Consider the following 19,886-nt stretch of genomic DNA (forward strand, 5'->3'; position numbering starts at 1 on the left):
AAATGGGGTTAAATGGCTTATATTTAAATGAAATAGAAGAAGTAGTAAATAAGTATGGAGAACAAAAGTATAGAGCTAAACAAATTTTTGATTTTTTACATTTGCAAAAGAGGACAGATATAGAAAATAGCAACTTGCCTCAAAAATTAAAAATTGAATTAAAAGAAAATGAAAAAATTGAAGATGTTAAAATATTAGAAGAATTTAGTTCAAAAAAAGATGATACGAAAAAGCTGTTATTTGAATTAGAAGACTCCAACATAGTTGAAGGGGTGCTTATGAATTATAAACACGGATATTCTCAGTGTATTTCAACTCAAGTTGGATGCAGAATGGGATGTGTGTTTTGCGCTTCCACAAAAGAAGGTCTAATAAGAAATTTAACTGCAGCAGAAATGTTAATGCAAGTTTATGAAGTTGAGAAAAAATATGGAATAACTGTATCAAATGTAATTTTAATGGGAAGTGGGGAGCCACTTGACAACTATGATGAGGTTATTAAATTTTTAAAATTATTACATGATGAAAAGGGAAAGAACATGAGCTATAGAAATATGACAATTTCAACTTGTGGAATTGCAGATAAAATTTATAGCTTAGTAGATGAAAATTTGCCAATAACTCTTGCAATATCTCTTCATACAACTAATAATATGAGTAGGGATAGTTTAATGCCGATAAATAAAAAATACAATATAGAAAAAGTTGTAGAGGCATGTAAGTATTATTCGGAAAATTCAAAAAATAGAATAACATTTGAATACACTTTAATAAGTGGAAAAAATGATTCAGACAAAAATGCCCGAGAATTAAAAGAAGTGTTAAGAGGATTAAATTCTCATATAAATTTAATTCCCTTAAATCCAATAGAAGAGTATAGTGAAGAAAAACCAAGTCACAGAGAAGTTGAAATATTTAAGAAAAAACTTGAAGGACTTCTTTTAAATGTTACAATTAGAAGAGAATTAGGTTCTGATATTAATGCAGCATGTGGGCAATTGAGACGAGATTATAAAAGAGGTGGAAACAGTGGAGTTTGTAGCCGCAACCAATAAAGGATGTGTGAGGACCAATAATGAAGATTCCTACTATATCCCAGGCGATATTAAAAATTTATTTATATTGGCAGATGGAATGGGTGGACATTTAGCTGGAGAAACAGCTAGTCAAATGGCTATAGATGTCATATCTGAATATTTTTCAAGAGAGTCTATAGATACAGAAGATAAGTTAATAGAGACTATTGAAAGCGCAATTTCTGAAGCTAATAGCAAGATATTGCAATTGTCAATTGACGATGAAAACTTTAGAGGGATGGGAACTACACTTTCTCTAGTGTATATATTCAATGATTTTGTATATTATGCAAATATTGGAGACAGTAGAATATACGTAGTAGATAAACAAAAAATAGAACAAATTACAGTTGATGATTCATTTGTAAACTACTTAATTCAAATAGGAGAAATAAGTGAAGAAGAAGCTTTAAACCATCCTAAGAAAAATGTATTGACAAGAGCATTGGGAACATCTCCTACTGTAGGAGTTACAGTGGAAAAAATTCCATTGGAAAGCGATAAAAAATATTTATTGTGTTCAGATGGACTTACAAACATGGTAAGTAATCAGAAGATTTTTGAAATATTAAATGAAAATAATTTAGCATCATCCAAGACAAAATTGATAGGTGAAGCTCTATCAAACGGCGGAATAGACAATGTTACATTGATTATTATAGATAATGAGTAGGTGTTCATATGATTGGGAAAGTTTTAGGAAATAGATATGAAGTTTTAGAAAAAATCGGCGCAGGTGGCATGGGTGATGTTTATAAAGCTCATGACCGGAAACTTGATAGAATAGTTGCAGTAAAAATATTAAAAGCAGAATATACAGATGACAGTAATTTTATTAGAAAATTTAAAAGAGAGTCTCTTGCAGCGGCAAGTATATCCCATCCCAATATAGTTAGTATCTATGATGTTGGATCGGAAGAAATAGAATCTCAAAAAGTACATTATATTGTAATGGAATTTATAGACGGGAAAACTCTAAAGGAAATAATAAATGAAGAGGGACGTCTAAACGAAAAGCGAGCATTAAACTATACTGTTCAAGTTGCGGAGGCATTAAAGACTGCTCATTCAAAGGGAATAGTGCATAGGGACATTAAAACTCAAAACATAATGGTAACAAAAGATGATAGAGTAAAAGTTACTGATTTTGGAATAGCAAGAGTGGCTGACAATTCAACAGTTACTGCTACAAATGCAATAATGGGATCAGTTCATTACTTTTCACCGGAGCAGGCAAGAGGAGCAAAAGTAGACAATAGGTCGGACATTTATTCTCTTGGAATAGTTCTATATGAAATGTTGACGGGTAAACTACCCTTTGATGCAGAAAACCCTGTATCAGTGGCGTTAATGCAAGTTCAAAGTGATATGCCTCTGCCGTCTAAAAGCTACTCAGATATTTCATCAGATGTAGACGGCATTGTGTTAAAACTTACAATGAAAAATCCAGAAGATAGATATCCTGACGTCAATGCTCTTATAAAAGATATTAAAAATGTTCAATTGGGAAAAACAGCAGGTTCAAGTTATACAAAGACATCTTCTCAAGAAACTGTAGTAATGTCAGATCCTAGAATTCAAAACAGTTCAAATGGAAGAAGTAAGAAAGTAATTAGGAGAGATGATGACACTAGTGATAATGTTGAACAAAAAAAACCTAAGAAGAAAAAAAAGAAGGGCTCATCACTTCCAATAATCTTGGGAATAATTTCGGCTGTGCTAATATTTTTCTTGCTGGCATTTGTAGTGCCGAAAGTTTTTAACAACAAAGCAGATGAAGATGCAGTGGAAAAAGTTTCAGTACCTTCACTTGTAGGGACCACTAAAGCTGAGGCAAAGGCAAAATTAGATGCGTTGGGATTAGTATTTGAGCAAGTAGGTGTTGATGAAAATGAAAATAAAAATGATGAAGAGATAATTTCGCAAGAACCAAAAGAAGGCATTGAAGTGGAAAAGGGCTCAACAGTAAAAGTAGTAGTAAACGTACTTCCTGAGGCAGTAAATATGCCAAAACTTGTGGGAGAAACTCTTGAAAGCGCTCAGAAAATAGCCAGTGAAAACGGCTTAAAGATTACAAATATTAAAAATGAATTTGACGATGAAGTTGAAGAGGGTAAAATTATAAGTCAAGACCCAGAAGCAGGAAACAAAGTATCTAAAAATAAAGAGATAACTATTACAGTTTCAAAGGGAATAGAAGTTAAAAAAGAAATTGAAGTACCAAATACTACAGGTCTTGATAAAGACGAAGCAAAAAGTGCCTTAGAAGGCAAAGACTTTGTAGTAAAAATAAAAGAAGAGTACAATAATAAAGTGGATCCTGGACAAGTTGCAGACTATGAACCTAAGGGAACAGTTGAAGAGGGAAGCACTATAACCCTTATAATAAACTCTGGGAAACCAGATAGTGGAGATTTGGAAAGTGACAGTGAAGAAGTTAGTAAGGGAAGAAACTTTAACGTTAGAGTTCCAGAGGATGATGAAAGACATCAAGTTTTAGTAAAGAGAACTTTAACAAACGGAAGTACCATTGACTTCTATAACTATAAAAAATCTGCTGAAGACAATCCTATAGAAATACCAATAGAAGGTGCTCATAAGGGAGAAAAATTTGAACTTTATGTAGACGGTATTTTACAAGATACTCAAACAATAAATTAGGAGGAGTAATGAGAGGTAAAATTGTAAAACTAACAGGTGGATTTTACTATGTTAACCATGACTCAAAAGTATATGAAACAAGAGCAAGGGGAAATTTTCGAAATGACGATATTAAACCTCTCGTTGGAGATGAAGTAGAATTTAAATATGAAGAAAATAAACTGGGATATATTGAAAAAATATATCCCAGAAAAAATATGTTAACTCGTCCTGCAGTTGCGAATGTAGATCAAGTTTTAATAGTCATTCCCGTAAAAGACCCTAAGTACAATTTAAATTTAGTAGATAGGTTAATTTGCCAATATGAAAATAAAGTAGATATTTTAATTGCAGTTAATAAATATGACTTAGACGAAGAGTCTGCCAGAAATTTAATTGAAATATATAGAAGTGCCGGATTTAAAACTTTTATGGTTTCTTATAAGTACACATTTACACTTGATTTATTAAAAGACTACTTAAAAAATAAAACAACAGCACTAAGTGGAGTTTCAGCAGCAGGAAAATCAACTATAGTAAATCAAATACTAAATAGAGATATAGAAGTGGGCTCAGTAAGTGAGAAGACAAGAAGAGGAAAGCACACTACAAGACATGTGGAACTTTTAAATGGAGAAGATGGAATATATTTATTTGACACTCCCGGATTTTCAAGTTTGGACTTGAGTTTAAAAGCTGAGGATTTAAAAGATTACTTTAGAGAGTTTACAATTCCGTCTATTAAGTGCAAGTTTAATAACTGCAGACATTTAAATGAACCGGATTGTAATGTTAGAAAGTTAGTGGAAGAGGGCGCACTACCTAAGACCAGATATGATAACTATGTTTTAATATACAATGAGTTAAAGGAAAGGGAGAGATATTAGTGATTTCACCATCAATTTTATCAGCAGATTTTACAAATATAAAAAGAGATTTTGAAATAATGAACGAAGGTGGCGTTGATTTTGTGCATGTGGATATTATGGACGGAAACTATGTGCCAAATATTTCCTTTGGACCAAGTATAGTATCTCAACTTAGGAAACTGACCACTATTGATTTTGATGTGCACCTTATGATTGAAAATCCTGAAAATTACATAGAGGATTTTGTAAAGGCCGGCGCTAATATTATTACAGTACATCCCGATTCTACAAGACATTTAAACAGAACATTAAATTTAATAAAGAGCTTTGGAGTAAAGGCGGGAATTGTCATAAATCCGGCAGAAAATTTAAATGTATTGGAGTATACCTTATCAGATATAGACTTACTTTTAATTATGAGTGTCAATCCCGGATTTGGAGGACAGAATTTTATTAAATCATCACTTACTAAAATAAAAAAGGCAAGAGAAATTATAAGAGAAAATAAAAGCAACTGTCTTATAGAGGTAGATGGAGGAATTAAACTAGATAATGCCCTAGAGGTTTTTAACAGTGGGGCAGACATATTAGTTGCAGGTTCGGCAATTTTTGGAAGTGAAAATCCATCTGAGGAAATTTTTAAATTTAAGGAATTGTTAAAATGAAAGGCTTGCTATTTGCCGGTGGAAATAGAATAAGAGAAGATATTATTAATAATTTTATAGATGATAGTTTTATAGTTTGTGCAGACAGTGGGATAAAAAATTTAGTAAACTTAAATATTATTCCCAATATTGTAGTTGGAGATTTTGATTCAATTGACTCTGAGGGAAGAGATTATATAAGTAAAAATAATATAAAAGTTGAAAAGTATCTTGCTGAAAAAGACTTCACAGATACAGAAGCAGCCCTTGAAATTTTATTAAGACAAAATGTTGATGAGATAATAATTTTTGGAGCTACAGGGACCAGATTAGACCACACGCTAGCCAGTATGCTATTGTTAAGTAAATTATTTGGAAGAGTAAGGGCAAGACTTATAGATAATCACAATGAAGTTCACTATGTAAGAGAGGGAATTTATAAATTTTATAGAAAAAACTATAGCTATATAAGTTTACTATCAGTAACTGGTGAGTTGGAATATTCTACCTTTGGACTTAAATATGAGACGAATCACCTTATTGTAGAGAGAAGTTCAGCAATAGGTGTAAGCAATGAAATAAAAGGGGATAGCTGTGAAATAACAGTTCACAGGGGAGAGGGATTTGTAATTAAATCTATAGATTAAAGTGATACAAAGGTGTATCACTTTTTAATTTTATTTTTGACATTTATATACAGTACAATTATAGATAGTACATCAAGTACAAATAAAAATTGACAAAATATATAAAAGGCAGCGCTATTTATATATTTTTTATTTCTTACATTTTTTATAGCTGCGATTCCGTAAAAACTACTTGGCAACATCATAATGTATGTAAATGTTATTGCAAGTGGTAAAGCTAACAAAGACAGAGGGCCTGTAAAGAGAGCTATAAATAAAGTAGCAAAGAACCATGTACCAAAGTTGAGAATAAATGCTATAACAGATAAAACCTTCATAATAAGTGCGGTATTTAAAAAGTAATTAGTATCTTCTTTAAAGTTAAAATACATATAGATAGTACTTATAAAATTTAGTACTAGGGATATAATTACCAGGCTTGCGTAAATAGAAAGTAAATTTTCATTTAAAAATATAGATATGGAAGTATGTGAAAATGTATTTTTAAAAATGTAATTAAGAGCGTATAGAATATAGGGAAAGTAAATGGATAGTATGTGAAAAATCGGAAGTATAAATTTTAATTTTTTCAATATAGACACCTCTAATTATTATAATAAAAAAAGCACTAACTATTTTAGTTAATGCTTTTTAAATGGAGGCGACAACCAGATTCGAACTGGTGATAAGGGTGTTGCAGACCCGTGCCTTACCACTTGGCTATGTCGCCATAGGACTAATACATAATAACACAATCAAAAAAATTTATCAAGTGGAAATAATAATAGAAAAAATGGCAATAAAATGGCTGAAAAACTAATAAGAATAGCCCAAACATTGATAATATAATGCTCAAATGCTATAATAAAATTTATAAAGAATAGGGAGGACACAATGGAAGGAAAACTTTTAGAGATAAAAAATGTAGCTATAGATAAATTAAATAGTGCTGAAAATTTAAAAGAAGTAGAAGATGTTAGGGTAGCTTACTTGGGGAAAAAGGGAGAGCTGACTTTGGTTCTTCGTGAAATGGGAAAACTTTCCAAGGAAGAAAGACCAATAGTAGGCGCTTTGGCTAATGAAGTTAGAAATGAAATAGAAGATAATATTGCGAAGAAAACTAAGGATTTAAAAAATATTTTACTTAATGAACAATTAAAAGATGAGAGAATAGATATAACTTTAAAAAAGAATAATAGAGTAATCGGTCATGAACACCCTCTTCAAAAAACTTTAGAGGAGTTAGAAGATTTATTTATTAGAATGGGCTTTACAGTTTATGAGGGACCGGAAGTTGAATCAGTAGAAAATAACTTTGACCTATTAAATGCTCCGCAAAACCATCCGTCAAGAGATTTGTCGGACACTTTTTATATTGATGAGAAAACACTTCTTAGAACACAGACCTCACCTGTTCAAATTCGTGCAATGAAAGAACATGGAGCACCTCTTAGAATGATTTGTCCTGGAAGAGTTTTTAGATCTGATGAAGTAGATGCAACCCATTCTCCTATGTTTCATCAATTAGAGGGATTAATAGTGGATAAAAATATATCGCTGGCAAACTTATTTGAAACTTTAAATATAGTTGTAAAATCACTTTTTGGAGATGAAATTAAAACCAGATTTAGACCTCACTATTTTCCATTTACAGAGCCAAGTGCAGAAGTAGATGCAACTTGTATGGTATGTGGAGGAAAGGGATGCAGCAGTTGTAATAATACAGGATGGAGCATGGAACTTCTAGGCTGTGGAATGGTACATCCAAATGTACTTAGAAACTGTGGAATAGATCCGGAAGTATATAGTGGATTTGCATTTGGTATGGGAATTGACAGAATAGCAATGGTAAAATATGGAATTACTGATATTAGATTGTTATTTGACAACGACGCTAGATTCTTAAATCAATTTTAATGGAGGTTTAAAATGTTATTACCAATTAAATGGCTAAGAGATTATGTAAATATAGATGAAGATGTAAAAACTATTGCCAATGAAATAACAGCAACAGGTTCTCATGTGGAGTCAATTGAAGATAGGTCACAGGGACTTAGTAAAGTAATAGTTGGAAAAATAGAAAAAATAGAAAAACACCCTGATGCAGACAAACTTGTAATTTGTGAAGTAAATATTGGCTCAGAAACACTTCAAATAGTTACAGGTGCACCAAATGTATTTGAAGGGGCGGTAGTTCCAGTTGCAGTAGTGGGTTCTCACTTGGCAAATGGAGTAAAAATTAAAAGAGGTAAATTAAGGGGAGTTGAGTCCAATGGAATGCTCTGTTCTCTGGAAGAGTTGGGATATAATAGTTCTGTAATAGCTAAAGAAGCAAGAGACGGAATCTTTATATTTCCAGACAATGTAGAAATCGGACAAAGCGCAATAGAAGCTTTAGACTTGGATAAGGAAATTATTGAGCTGGAAATTACTCCTAATAGATCAGATTGCCTTAGCATTATAGGAATGGCAAGAGAGACAGCGGCAACTTTTGACAAGAAGTTAATTGAACCTGAAATAAAAATAAAAAATGAAGTAGATGACATATTTAATTACTTTGATAAAGTTGAAATAGATACAAAAAATTGTAATAGATTTTATGCAAGGGTTTTAAAAGATGTCAAAATTGAAAGTTCACCTCTATGGCTACAAAACTACTTAGTTTCAGCAGGTGTTAGACCTATTAACAACATAGTTGACCTTACAAACTTTGTAATGCTTGAATACGGTCAACCACTGCATGCCTATGACTTAGATGATTTAAAGTCTAAGAAAATAGTTGTAAGACAAGCTGAGGAAAATGAAAAGCTTAAAACATTAGATGACGTAGATAGAGTTTTAAAAAGTGAAGATGTAGTCATTACTGATGGAGAAAATGTAATAGGCCTTGCAGGTGTAATGGGTGGATTTGACTCAGAAATAAAATCTACAACTAAGAATGTTTTACTTGAAGGTGCTAATTTTAACGATGAAAGTGTTAGAAAGACATCTAAGAGACTTCAAATTAGAACGGAGGCATCTTCCAGATTTGAAAAGGGATTGGACCCTACAATTGCAAAGACAGCTGTTAACAGAGTTTGTCAATTGGCAGAAGAAATAAATGCCTGTGAAGTAGTTGCTGGAGAAATTGACAACTACAATATTGTAAAACATGAGACAGAAGTGAGTTTGAGAGTAGAAAAATGTAACTCACTAATAGGAATAGATATTTCCATAGAAGAAATAGCGAAATTACTAAATAGATTGGAAATAAAAACTACACTTAAGGAAAATACTATAATCGCAACTATTCCCACATTTAGACTGGATATCTCAATAGAAGAAGATTTAATTGAAGAAGTTGCCAGAATTTATGGATATCACAATATTGAGCCAAAAGAACTTGAAGGAGCTCTAACTGTTGGGGGAAAACCGGACATTAGATTACTTGAAGACAGAGTTAAAAAAGTTTTACTGTCCTTTGGATATAGTGAATTTATGACTTATTCTTTCGTCAGTCCTTCAAATTTTGATAAACTTGAACTGGAAAGTAATTCGCCGCTTAGAAATGTAGTAAAAATTATAAACCCTCTAGGCGAAGAGTTTAGTATAATGAGAACAACGCTAGTATCAAATATGTTGGAAGTACTTTCAAAAAATGAACATAGAGGTAATGAAAATGTAGGTGGATTTGAATTTGGAAATACATTTATTCCGAAAGAAGAACTACCAGATGAAAACTTTAAATTGGCAATGGGCTTTTATGACTTAGGAGACTTTTACTATTTAAAGGAAACTATTGAAAAGGCACTTTGGACTATAGGTATGGAAAAACTGGACTATAAGAGAGCTGAAATATCTTATTTACATCCTGGAAGATCAGCTGAGATATTTTATAAAGGCGACTCAATTGGAGTATTTGGAGAAGTTCACCCTGTAGTAGCAGAAAATTATGAGTTAAAGAAGAAATGTTATGTTGCAGAAATTAACTTTGAAAAATTACTAGATTACAGTGTTGAAAATTATAAATTTAAAGAACTTGTAAAACACCCTAGTATTAAAAGGGATTTAGCTATAATAATTGACAGAGATGTAGATGCCGGACAAGTAGAAAAAATAGTATCTAAACACGGTAAAAATTTGCTAGAGGAATTTAGTGTATTTGATGTCTACACAGGAGATGGAATTGAAGATGGCAAAAAATCCTTGGCATTTTCAATGGAATTTAGAGCAAGTGACAGAACTCTAGTGGATAAAGAAGTAAATGATATTGTTGAATCTGTAGTAGAGGATTTAAGTAAAGGTTTAAATGCAAAGTTGAGATCATAGGCTGAAAATTAAAATTTTCTAGGTTTAAATTAAAAGGGGATGGATTATGTCAACAGATAAAAAAGTAAAAGTCCAAATAAACGACATGAATTTTTATGTAGTTGGTGATGATAATGATGACTATATAAAAGGGTTGGCAAAATCTTTAGATGAAAAGATTAAAAAAGTTCAAAATTCAAACTACAAACTCAATCAAGTTCAGTGTTTAGTGTTGACAGCTTTAAACATTCTTGATGAAAAAGAAAAATTTAAAAAAGAAGAAGAAAAAGTTAAAGAGTTTAGTAAAAATAATGAACTTTACAGAAAGAGCATTAAAAAGATTGAAGACTATGAAAAATTAGAAAAGACTTACAAAGAAGAAAAAGAAAAAAATGATAGCTTAATTTTAAGATATAGAAATAGTATTAAGGACTTGGAAACTGACAATAGAGAACTTAGAATGGACAAAGTAAACAAGAACAAAGAATTTGAAGATTTAAAAACAGAAGTTGAGTCCTTAAAAAAAGAAAAACAAAACTTAGAAAAACAAATTTACGAATCTCAAAAAAAAGTAATTGATCTAAGTAGAGAGATAGAGAGTATTAATGAAGAATAGTAATTATGAAATACTAGCTCCGGCAGGAGATTTTGATTCACTTAAAGCGGGAATAATGGCAGGATGTAACGCCGTCTATTTAGGTGGGTCAAATTTTGGAGCCAGAGCTAAGGCTGTAAATTTTACGAATGAGGATTTAAAAGAAGCTGTAAAATATGCTCATTTGAGGAAAGTAAAAATATACGTAACTGTGAATACTTTACTAGATGATAGTGAGTTATATGACGCTCTAACTTTTGCAAATTATTTATATACTATAGGGGTAGATGGAATAATCGTTCAAGATGTAGGGTTTGGAATTTTGGTTAGAAAATTTCTTAGTGATTTTGAAGTGCACGCCAGTACTCAAATGGCAATTAACAATTTATATGGTGCAAAAACAGTTGAAGACTGGGGATTTAGTAGAGTTGTGCTTGCAAGAGAAACGGAACTAGACGAAATTAGTTTAATAAAAGAAAATACAAATATTGAAATAGAGGGCTTTGTTCACGGAGCCCTTTGTGTTTGTTTTTCAGGAGAGTGCTTAATGAGCTCAATGATTGGTGGAAGGTCGGGGAATAGAGGAGAATGTGCTCAACCCTGCAGAAAGAGCTATGATATTTTAAGCATGGATAAAAGTGTTATATCTAAAGATAAATATTTTTTATCTCCAAGGGATTTAAATACGCTTTTAACAGTTAATGACTATATAAGTAGGGGAGTTTACTCTTTGAAAATTGAAGGTAGAATGAAAAAGCCTCAATATGTATATCAAGTAGTGTCCAGCTATAAAAAGGCTATTGAAGAGACATTAGATAGTGAAGATATTTTAAATACAGAGCAAATCTTTAACAGGGGATTTACTAAGGGTCTTTTTAACGGAGATTTTGGAGTAGAATTTTCATCTTATGACAGACCGGACAACAGGGGGAAGTTAATAGGAGAAGTAGTAGACAAAAGAGGAAGTATTTACACTTTAAAGTTAGAGGAGCCTATTTTTAAGGGAGATGGAATTGAACTCTATTCAAAAGAGGGAAGTTTCGGATTTAAATCCAGTGAAGATACAGAAGAAAAACTCTATAGAGTGAAGTTAGATAGAAATATTCCAGTAAGTTCAAAAGTATATAGGACCTATTCTAAAAAACTAATTGAGAATATAAATGAATCATTAAATGAAAGTGGAAAGTACAGAAAAATAAAAATAAAGGGATTTTTTATACAAGGTAAAAAAGCTAAACTCATAGTTGAAAGTGAAGGAAATAAAATAGAAGTTCTTTCAAAAGAAGTAGTTGAGGAAGCTAAGAGAGCACCTTTAAGTAGAGAAAAAATAGTAGAAAACATTTCAAAACTTGGAGATACTGTATATTCATTAGAAAATTTAAATATTATTTGTGATGAAAATATATTTTTTCCAATCTCGTCAATTAACAGTTTAAGAAGAGAGGCAATTGAAGAGTTAAATAAAGTATTTACTCTTGTAGAGAGAGCATCTTATTCAATAAAAAAATCAGACTTAAATATAAATAGAGAATATAGAGAAAAAAAAGCTGCATTAAATATAGAAGTTAATAGTGTGGACATGTTAAGAGAATTAGATTTTAACTTTGTGGACAGAGTTTATGTTCCAATAGACTTACTGGACGAAAAAACACTTAACTATCTAAATAAAAGACAAATAAAAATTAGTGTAGTGTTTAAAAAATTTCAAAATTCAAAAGAATTAGAGAGAGATTTTAAAACGGTTAAAGATAATTTAAATATAGTAGATGAAGTACTTATAAATAATTTATCTCAAATTTCTATATTTAAAGATATAAATGTGGATAAAGTTGCAGATATTGGATTAAATATATTTAATTCTCAAAGCGTGAAGTATTTACTTGAAATGGGATTTAAGAGAATTATACTCTCACCGGAGTTAAATAACGCTCAAATACGAAAAATAGCAAAGAACTATGGAGATGTAGTAGAGGTTCTATCTCACGGATTAATACCCGTTATGACACTTAAGTACTGTCCTGCATCTGTTGTAAAAAAATGCGTAGATTCCAGTAAGTGTAGTACTTGTAGTTATGAAAAGGGATTTTATTTAAGAGATAAAATTGGAACAGATTTTTTAGTAGAGCGAAAAAATGGAGTATCTGAAATTTTTAACTCCTATCCAATTGTACTATTAGATAAAGCAAAGTTTTTAAAAAAGGATGGAGTTTTAAACTTTAAATTAAACGTAAGAGAAGATTTAAAATTTACTACAATGTCATATTACAATGCTCTTAATGAGGAAGAATTTAACAGTGAAATATTAAAAGAATCTCTAGTTTCTAAGTATGAAAATATAACTTACGGCCATTATAACAGGGGGATTATCAATGGATAATTTAATTGAAAAATCTGAGAGAGTACTTGAATTTAATAAGATTTTAGAAATATTAAATTCAATGGTAGTCTCTGACTTAGGTAGGACAAAAGTATCCGAGGTATTAATATCTACTGATATAGATGAAATAAATAAAAGGCTTGATGAGACATCGGAAGCTTCAAATATTATTGTAAAAAAGGGAGAGCCACCTCTGTTTGGAATTTATCCAATGAAGAACTATATGAAAAGAGTTAAAATAGGTGGTATTTTAAATCCGGGAGCTCTCTTACAAATTTCAGATTTTTTAAGAGTTTCCAGATATTTAAGAAGATATCTTAATATTGAAGAGAGAGAGGAAAGTTATCCCATACTTGAGTCCCTAGCTTTGAGTTTGGGAACATATAAGAGCATAGAAGATGAAATAAACAATGCAATAGTCTCTGAAAATGAAATATCAGACAGTGCCTCACCAAAGCTATCTTCAATAAGAAGACAAATTTTAAGAAAAAAAGATTCAATAAGAGATAAATTAAACTCAATAGTTACAAGTGACTCAGATAGACAATTTTTACAAGATTCAATAGTTACTATTAGAGAGGGCAGATATGTAGTTCCTGTAAAACAGGAAAACAAATCTAAAGTTAAGGGTTTAGTTCACGATGTAAGCTCAAGTGGTCAGACAGTTTATATAGAGCCGATGGCAGTTGTAAATTTAAACAACGAACTAAAAACTTTGCAAGCTGAAGAGAGAGACGAAATAGATAGAATTTTAAAAGTCCTATCTGAATCAGTATCGGAAATATCTTACCAAGTAGAGGCAAATGAAGAAATTTTAAAGGAATTAGACTTTATTTTTGCAAAGGGAAAGCTTTCTTTGGAACAAAAGGCAAATAGACCTTTTTTAAATGACAGGTGTTATATAAATCTAAAAGAGGCAAGGCATCCACTTTTAAATGTAAAAGAAGTTGTTCCCATAAATATTCACCTAGGGGATGATTTTACATCTCTAATCATTACAGGACCAAATACTGGTGGTAAGACAGTTTCATTAAAAACTTTAGGTCTATTGTCCCTGATGACACAGTATGGACTTCACATTCCGGCACAGGAGAGCTCAGAAATGGGAATATTTAGTGACGTACTTGCAGATATTGGAGATGAACAAAGTATTGAGCAATCTCTTTCAACATTTTCATCTCACATGGTAAATATTGTGGAAATATTAAAACGGGCAAGTGAAAAATCTCTTGTATTATTTGATGAATTAGGAGCCGGAACAGACCCCACAGAAGGAGCTGCACTGGCAAGAGCAATAATGGACTATATGTTGCAGAGAAAAATTAGAACAGTTTCTACAACTCACTACAATCAATTGAAAATATATGCACTTACAGTAGAGGGAGTTGAAAATGCTTCAATGGAATTTAACATTGATACACTTTCTCCAACATATAAACTTTTAATTGGAGTCCCTGGAAAGTCCAATGCCTTTGAAATTTCTAAGAGACTGGGATTACCTGACAACATAATAGACTCTGCAAGAGAGCTTATAAGTGAAGACAATATAGAGTTTGAAAAAGTTTTGCAGTCTATTGAAGAAGATAGAACTAAAATTGAAGAGCATAAAGTAAAAGCTGAAAGAGGTCAATTGGAGTTGGAGTCTAAAAATGAAGAATTAAAAAGAGAAATAGATAAGGTAAAACTTCAAAAAGACAAAGTAATTAAAGATGCAAAGATAGAGGCAAAGAAAATATTAAATCAAGCAAAAGGCGAAATGGATTTAATATTAGATGAAATTAATTTAATTAGAGATGAACTTACTACAGAACAAGCAAAGAGACTACAGCAAGCTCAAGATATGTTAAGGGATAATTATAAGAGTGTATCTGATGATGGTTTTGAAGTAAAACTTGAAAAGGCAAAGAATCCTGCAAAAAATTTAAAAATTGGCGATACAGTAGGGTCGGTTTCACTAAATACAGAGGGAATAGTTTTAGAACTACCTGACAATAGTGGAAATGTCTTAGTTCAAATGGGAATGATAAAAATGAAACTTCCTAAAAATACACTAGTACACTCCACTGCATCTGAAGACAAGAGCAAGACAAAGATGAAGAAAATAATTGACACAAAGTCCAGATATATAAAATCTGAAATAGATGTACGAGGGAAAAATTTTGACGAAGCTAAAATAATTGTGGATAAATATATTGACGATGCTTACCTTTCCGGAATAAAAAGTGTTAGAATAATTCATGGTAAGGGCACAGGTGTGTTAAGAGATAAATTAAGAGCAGACCTGAAAAGAAACAAACACGTAAAATCTATTAAAGATGCTAGTTATAATGAAGGCGGAATGGGTGTAAGCATTGTAGATTTAGAATAATTAGTGTATAATTAAGTTTAATTGAGAAATAAATATGAAAGGAAGAAACTATGGTTAATTTTAAAGAGGAAATTGTTAAGATTTTATCTGAAAAAATAGAAAATCTTACAGAGGACGAAATTAGAAACTCCATTGAAACACCTCCTAACTACGAAATGGGGGATTTTGCATTTCCTGTATTTTCACTGGCAAAGGTGTATAGAAAAAATCCTGCAGTTATAGCAAGCGAAATAGCAGGTTCAATAGAAAGTAATTTATTTGAAAAAGTTGAATCACAATCAGCTTATATTAACTTTTTTCTAAATAAAAAAGTTTTATCTGAAGAAGTATTAAGTGAAGTACATGACAAAGAAGAGGATTATGGTAAAGTTGATATTGGGAAAAATAGAAATGTTGTTGTAGAGTATTCTTCTCCAAATATTGCAAAGCCATTTCACATAGGACACATTAGAACTACAATTATTGGAGATTCAATAAAGAGAATTTATGATTTTCTAGGATATAACACTATATCTATAAATCACTTGGGAGACTATGGAACTCAGTTTGGGCTTCTAATAGTTGCCATTAAAAAGTGGGGAGATTTAAAAGTAATTGAACAAGATCCAATTCCTGAACTATTAAAGTTATATGTTAAAATAAATGCGGAAATGGAAGATGATCCTACCCTTTTAGATGATTCAAGAAGTGCCTTCACAGCTCTGGAAAATGGAGATGAAGAGGCAATTAAACTTTGGGAGTGGATTGTAGAAGTATCATTAAAAGAATTTAACAAAGTTTATGATATGTTTGACATTCACTTTGACTCTTATGCGGGAGAAAGTTTTTATTCTGATAAAATGCCTGCAATAGTTGAAAAACTGGAAGAAAGTGGAGCACTTAAAGATTCAGAAGGTGCAAAAATTGTAGATCTTGAAAAATATGGATTGCCACCATCATTAATTATTAAATCTGATGGTTCAACTATTTACATTACAAGAGATTTAGCTGCGGCTAAGTATAGACATGACACTTACAAACCATATAAAAATATATACGTAGTAGGTTCACAACAAATTCTTCACTTCCAACAACTTAAGGGCATCTTAAAGGAAATGGGATATGACTGGGCAGATGAAGTTGTTCACGTTGCCTTTGGCATGGTAGCTCTTGAAGAGGGAACACTTTCTACTAGAAAGGGAAGAGTTGTATATCTTGAAGACGTATTAAACAAGGCAAAAGAAAAAGTTGAAGAAATATTAACTCAAAGAGAAGAAGAAAAGGGCATTAAAATTGAAAATAAAGAAGAATTAGCTGCACAAGTAGGTATAGGAGCAGTTAAATTCCAAGAACTTTTCAATCAAAGAATTAAGGACTATGTATTTAGTTGGGACAAGACACTTTCATTTGACGGTGAAACAGGACCATACGTACAATATGTTCACGCTAGAATTTCTTCACTACTTGAAAAGGGGAACTTTAGCTTAGACAATAAATATGACCCTTCACTTTTAAATTCAGAAGAAGAAATAAATATATTGAGAACACTTTATAGATTTACAGATGTAGTTGTAGATGCTCATGAAAAATACGAGCCATACTTCGTTACAAGATATACTGTAGAACTTGCTAAACAATTTAACAAATACTACAATACAACACAGGTGATAGTAGATGACGAACTGCTTAAAAACACAAGACTAATGCTTTGTTATGCAGTTAAAACTGTAATAAAAGAAGGACTTAACTTAATTGGAGTAGCAGCACCTGAAAAAATGTAATTAATTATAATTTTATAGAGCGCCAACTATGTTATTTTATTAATATAGCTGGTGCTTATTTTTTAGTTATTATAATGTTATATTATAAAATATGTGAGGGGTAAAATGAAAAGTTTAAAAAGTGGATACATATTTGCAATTACTTCAGCTGTTATTTTTGGAATGATGCCATTAATGACTAAGAGAGTCTATGCAATAGGAATGAGTGCAATTGATGCTGTTTTTTATAGAAATGCTATGTCAATTATAATATTATGGTTTATGACAAAATACATTTATAAAGAAAACTTATTAATAACAAAAGGTGAATTTATAAAATTGTTAATATTATCTATTGGATATGTATTCACTCCAATTTTATTGTACTATTCTTATAATTACATATCCTCAGGAGCGGCAACAACTATACATTTTTCCTATCCCATTGTTATTTTTTTAGTGTCAGTTTTAATATATAGAGAAAGGGCAACGAAGAGAGAAATAATATGTATTATATTTGCAATGTTTGGGATAGTTATGTTAATGGATTTTAGAGAAGTGAATAATATACTTGGCATTGTGTTGGCCTTTGGCTCCGGATTAACTTATAGCCTATATTCTGTCTGGTTGGAAAAAAGCGGCTTGAGAAGCATGAGCATAAATAAACTTAGTTTTTATTTAATACTTTTCAGCAGTATAATGGCCTTTATTGTGGCTATACCTTCTGGGGGAATAAATTTCAACGTGGGTTCCCCTAAAAATTTATTAGTTTTAATATTGTACTCAGCAATACTAAGTGTAGGAGCTGCCAATCTATATCAAAGAGCCGTGCTTTCCATAAATGCAAAGCAAACTTCTATTTTAAGTGCATTTGAACCAGTGACTAGTTTAATCGTTGGATTTTTTATTCTACATGAAGAACTAAGTTTTTTAAATATAGCTGCAATAGTATTAATATGTGCATCTACTGTACTGTTAGTACTAAGCCCCAATGAGAATAAAAATAAAGTTAGCCTATCAGAAGATTAAAATTTAAATGTAAAAAGAACTTCTTTCACTAGAAAAAAGTTCTTTTTTTATTTAGTTTAGTTTTAGTATAAATTACTTTTCATAGGGAATGAAGTCTTTATAAATTTCAATTAATTCTTCAGGTGTGGCATCTTTACATGTTACAAAAACTAAAATACCGTCTCTTTCAAAATCTAAAGAATTTTCATAAATTGTAAGTTTCGTTCCATCAATAGTTTTTTCTATTATTGGACCAGGTATACCATATGAAATCTGAGTTTCAGGAATAGATCTGCGTTCACCAATAGAAATTTTACCCTTTGGACCAGAATATAGAATTGAAAAATAATCTCCAGCTTCAGGATTTCCACTTTGATAACTGTCTGTTACATATTCTAAAGTATATTTATTGTTTAGAACAAGAGGATTAAAATTTAGATTTGGGATAGCTTCCTCTAGTGTTATTTTTTTAATTTTAGCATCAACTTCTTCTTCAGAGAGTACTTCCCCCGTTTCTTCGTCCATATCACCTATTGGCTCTCCTTCTTTAGTATAAAGAGTTATTTCATTAGCTTGATTTGCAGTAAGCCAAGTAATTTCATTTCCGTCTTCATCGAAAACTTTGCCTTTTAATGATTTAGGAATTGGTATTGGAATATTTTCAAAAAAAGATGAAGTATCATATTGAGATACATTAGTACCAGAAGGTAATTCCGAATATGTTACATAATTATATATATCTTTGGCAAGACCTGTTGTAGTTAGTAGTAATACTAGTGTGAAAGTTACAACTATTGGCTTGAAATATCTTCTTTTTTTCTTAGTCGTCTTAGACATTATATTTTCATAAACTTTATTTTTATTACTTTCTCCACTATCAACTAAGTTGTATAACATTTCATCTATTTTAGAGTTTTTATTATTCATAATATCCCTCCATATTTTCTTTTATTTTATTTAAAGTTCTGTGTAACATTACGCCTACATTATTTGAAGTTATATTCATAATTTTTGCAATGTCATCATAGCTTAAGTCAGCTCCATATTTAAGAGAAATAAGAGTGCGCTCTTTCTTTGAAAGGCCTTTTACTATTTTTTTTAAGTGATTATATTCTTCTGTCTGCTGGGCATTTTCTTCAATAGAAAAACTATCTTCAATTTCACTGCCCAGTGAATCAAAAGATAAAAACTTTCTAATGGAGTTTTTTCTATAGTAATCTCTTATAGTGTTGCCGGCTATAGTAAAAATCCACTGTGGAAGAGTTCCCTTTTTAAAGTTATAGTTATTAATTTTAGAATATATTTTTAGGAAAACTTGTGAAGTTAAATCCTCTATATCACTTTTATTGTCAATTCTATAACTTACATATCTATATACTTTTGTGTAGTACTCATCATAGACGCTTATAAAATCTAAAGTCACTTCATCTTTACCTATATCTTCTTTGCAATTTTGAATGTGTTCTCTTGATAATTCTTGATCCACGGACTCAACTCCTTTAAAATTTTATTATATCATCTGTACAGTATGATTTATTAATAAATAATTTGAGTTTACAATATTGTTCTCTATATAGTTCTACGTATGAGTGTGAAAAAACTTACATAAATAAAAAATATATTTAAATTTTAAAAAATAATAAAAATTTAATTTTTT

16 protein-coding genes and 1 tRNA gene are annotated in these 19,886 nt (G+C 30.9%); 13 read left to right on the forward strand and 4 right to left on the reverse strand.

The window, feature by feature from the left end; genetic code table 11:
- The first annotated feature begins 2 nt into the window (after positions 1–2).
- Genes rlmN through BUB47_RS06640 form a run of 6 tightly spaced genes read left to right on the forward strand, consistent with a single transcriptional unit; the run spans position 3 to position 5,876 of the window.
- A complete protein-coding gene (gene rlmN, locus BUB47_RS06615) occupies positions 3–1,055 on the forward strand; it encodes a dual-specificity RNA methyltransferase RlmN (RefSeq protein ID WP_073184926.1) in 1,053 nt (350 codons plus the stop codon).
- Entirely contained in the window at positions 1,030–1,749 is a 720-nt protein-coding gene (locus BUB47_RS06620) for a Stp1/IreP family PP2C-type Ser/Thr phosphatase (RefSeq protein WP_073184928.1), read from the forward strand. Before rlmN ends, BUB47_RS06620 begins: the two co-directional genes overlap by 26 nt.
- 8 nt (positions 1,750–1,757) lie before the next feature.
- Positions 1,758–3,737, forward strand: coding sequence for a Stk1 family PASTA domain-containing Ser/Thr kinase (gene pknB, locus BUB47_RS06625; protein ID WP_073184929.1), 1,980 nt, complete (start codon positions 1,758–1,760; stop codon positions 3,735–3,737).
- Positions 3,738–3,745: 8 nt separating this feature from the next.
- Positions 3,746–4,603: a ribosome small subunit-dependent GTPase A gene (gene rsgA / locus BUB47_RS06630; protein ID WP_073184931.1), complete on the forward strand. Its 858-nt coding sequence runs from the start codon at positions 3,746–3,748 to the stop codon at positions 4,601–4,603.
- Positions 4,603–5,250: a ribulose-phosphate 3-epimerase gene (gene rpe, locus BUB47_RS06635; protein WP_073184933.1), complete on the forward strand. Its 648-nt coding sequence runs from the start codon at positions 4,603–4,605 to the stop codon at positions 5,248–5,250. The genes rsgA and rpe overlap by 1 nt, the downstream gene beginning before the upstream one ends.
- On the forward strand, positions 5,247–5,876 hold the full coding sequence (locus BUB47_RS06640) for a thiamine diphosphokinase (protein ID WP_073184934.1): 630 nt from the start codon (positions 5,247–5,249) through the stop codon (positions 5,874–5,876). The genes rpe and BUB47_RS06640 overlap by 4 nt, the downstream gene beginning before the upstream one ends.
- Before the next feature lie 17 nt (positions 5,877–5,893).
- On the opposite strand, the gene BUB47_RS06645 is transcribed toward BUB47_RS06640, so the two are convergent.
- Positions 5,894–6,448, reverse strand: coding sequence for a DUF6652 family protein (locus BUB47_RS06645; RefSeq protein WP_073184936.1), 555 nt, complete (start codon positions 6,446–6,448; stop codon positions 5,894–5,896).
- Positions 6,449–6,511: 63 nt separating this feature from the next.
- Positions 6,512–6,585, reverse strand: a tRNA-Cys gene (locus tag BUB47_RS06650).
- Between the two features lie 164 nt (positions 6,586–6,749).
- Here BUB47_RS06650 and pheS point away from each other — a divergent pair.
- From pheS to BUB47_RS06685, 7 genes are all read left to right on the forward strand, one after another.
- Positions 6,750–7,772 (forward strand): phenylalanine--tRNA ligase subunit alpha, encoded by a 1,023-nt coding sequence (pheS, locus tag BUB47_RS06655; protein ID WP_073184938.1) that lies wholly within the window; start codon positions 6,750–6,752, stop codon positions 7,770–7,772.
- Between the two features lie 12 nt (positions 7,773–7,784).
- Complete coding sequence (gene pheT / locus BUB47_RS06660) at positions 7,785–10,163, forward strand: phenylalanine--tRNA ligase subunit beta (RefSeq protein ID WP_073184939.1); 2,379 nt, start codon at positions 7,785–7,787, stop codon at positions 10,161–10,163.
- Between the two features lie 46 nt (positions 10,164–10,209).
- Positions 10,210–10,758 (forward strand): cell division protein ZapA, encoded by a 549-nt coding sequence (gene zapA / locus BUB47_RS06665; protein WP_073184941.1) that lies wholly within the window; start codon positions 10,210–10,212, stop codon positions 10,756–10,758.
- A complete protein-coding gene (locus BUB47_RS06670; protein ID WP_073184943.1) occupies positions 10,748–13,114 on the forward strand; it encodes a U32 family peptidase in 2,367 nt (788 codons plus the stop codon). Before zapA ends, BUB47_RS06670 begins: the two co-directional genes overlap by 11 nt.
- Entirely contained in the window at positions 13,107–15,482 is a 2,376-nt protein-coding gene (locus BUB47_RS06675) for an endonuclease MutS2 (RefSeq protein ID WP_073184945.1), read from the forward strand. The genes BUB47_RS06670 and BUB47_RS06675 overlap by 8 nt, the downstream gene beginning before the upstream one ends.
- A gap of 50 nt (positions 15,483–15,532) precedes the next feature.
- Positions 15,533–17,242 carry an arginine--tRNA ligase gene (argS, locus tag BUB47_RS06680; RefSeq protein ID WP_073184947.1) on the forward strand — a complete coding sequence of 570 codons (1,710 nt, stop codon included), beginning with the start codon at positions 15,533–15,535 and terminating at the stop codon, positions 17,240–17,242.
- 105 nt (positions 17,243–17,347) lie between these two features.
- Entirely contained in the window at positions 17,348–18,250 is a 903-nt protein-coding gene (locus tag BUB47_RS06685) for a DMT family transporter (RefSeq protein ID WP_083529112.1), read from the forward strand.
- A gap of 72 nt (positions 18,251–18,322) precedes the next feature.
- On the opposite strand, the gene BUB47_RS06690 is transcribed toward BUB47_RS06685, so the two are convergent.
- A complete protein-coding gene (locus BUB47_RS06690; RefSeq protein ID WP_073184950.1) occupies positions 18,323–19,156 on the reverse strand; it encodes a hypothetical protein in 834 nt (277 codons plus the stop codon).
- A complete protein-coding gene (locus BUB47_RS06695) occupies positions 19,149–19,715 on the reverse strand; it encodes a sigma-70 family RNA polymerase sigma factor (protein ID WP_083529114.1) in 567 nt (188 codons plus the stop codon). The genes BUB47_RS06690 and BUB47_RS06695 overlap by 8 nt, the downstream gene beginning before the upstream one ends.
- Between the last annotated feature and the right edge of the window lie 171 nt (positions 19,716–19,886).

Origin of the sequence: Anaerosphaera aminiphila DSM 21120 (genome assembly GCF_900129925.1) — a bacterium.
Lineage (GTDB): Bacteria > Bacillota > Clostridia > Tissierellales > Peptoniphilaceae > Anaerosphaera > Anaerosphaera aminiphila.

Excerpts from the sequence above, each read along its gene's own strand:
- rlmN (WP_073184926.1), top strand. The coding sequence starts at position 3 with ATGGGGTTAAATGGCTTATATTTAAATGAAATAGAAGAAGTAGTAAAT.
- pknB (WP_073184929.1), top strand. The coding sequence starts at position 1,758 with ATGATTGGGAAAGTTTTAGGAAATAGATATGAAGTTTTAGAAAAAATC.
- rsgA (WP_073184931.1), top strand. The coding sequence starts at position 3,746 with ATGAGAGGTAAAATTGTAAAACTAACAGGTGGATTTTACTATGTTAAC.
- BUB47_RS06640 (WP_073184934.1), top strand. The coding sequence starts at position 5,247 with ATGAAAGGCTTGCTATTTGCCGGTGGAAATAGAATAAGAGAAGATATT.
- pheS (WP_073184938.1), top strand. The coding sequence starts at position 6,750 with ATGGAAGGAAAACTTTTAGAGATAAAAAATGTAGCTATAGATAAATTA.
- pheT (WP_073184939.1), top strand. The coding sequence starts at position 7,785 with ATGTTATTACCAATTAAATGGCTAAGAGATTATGTAAATATAGATGAA.
- zapA (WP_073184941.1), top strand. The coding sequence starts at position 10,210 with ATGTCAACAGATAAAAAAGTAAAAGTCCAAATAAACGACATGAATTTT.
- BUB47_RS06670 (WP_073184943.1), top strand. The coding sequence starts at position 10,748 with ATGAAGAATAGTAATTATGAAATACTAGCTCCGGCAGGAGATTTTGAT.
- BUB47_RS06675 (WP_073184945.1), top strand. The coding sequence starts at position 13,107 with ATGGATAATTTAATTGAAAAATCTGAGAGAGTACTTGAATTTAATAAG.
- argS (WP_073184947.1), top strand. The coding sequence starts at position 15,533 with ATGGTTAATTTTAAAGAGGAAATTGTTAAGATTTTATCTGAAAAAATA.
- BUB47_RS06685 (WP_083529112.1), top strand. The coding sequence starts at position 17,348 with ATGAAAAGTTTAAAAAGTGGATACATATTTGCAATTACTTCAGCTGTT.
- BUB47_RS06690 (WP_073184950.1), bottom strand. The coding sequence starts at position 19,156 with ATGAATAATAAAAACTCTAAAATAGATGAAATGTTATACAACTTAGTT.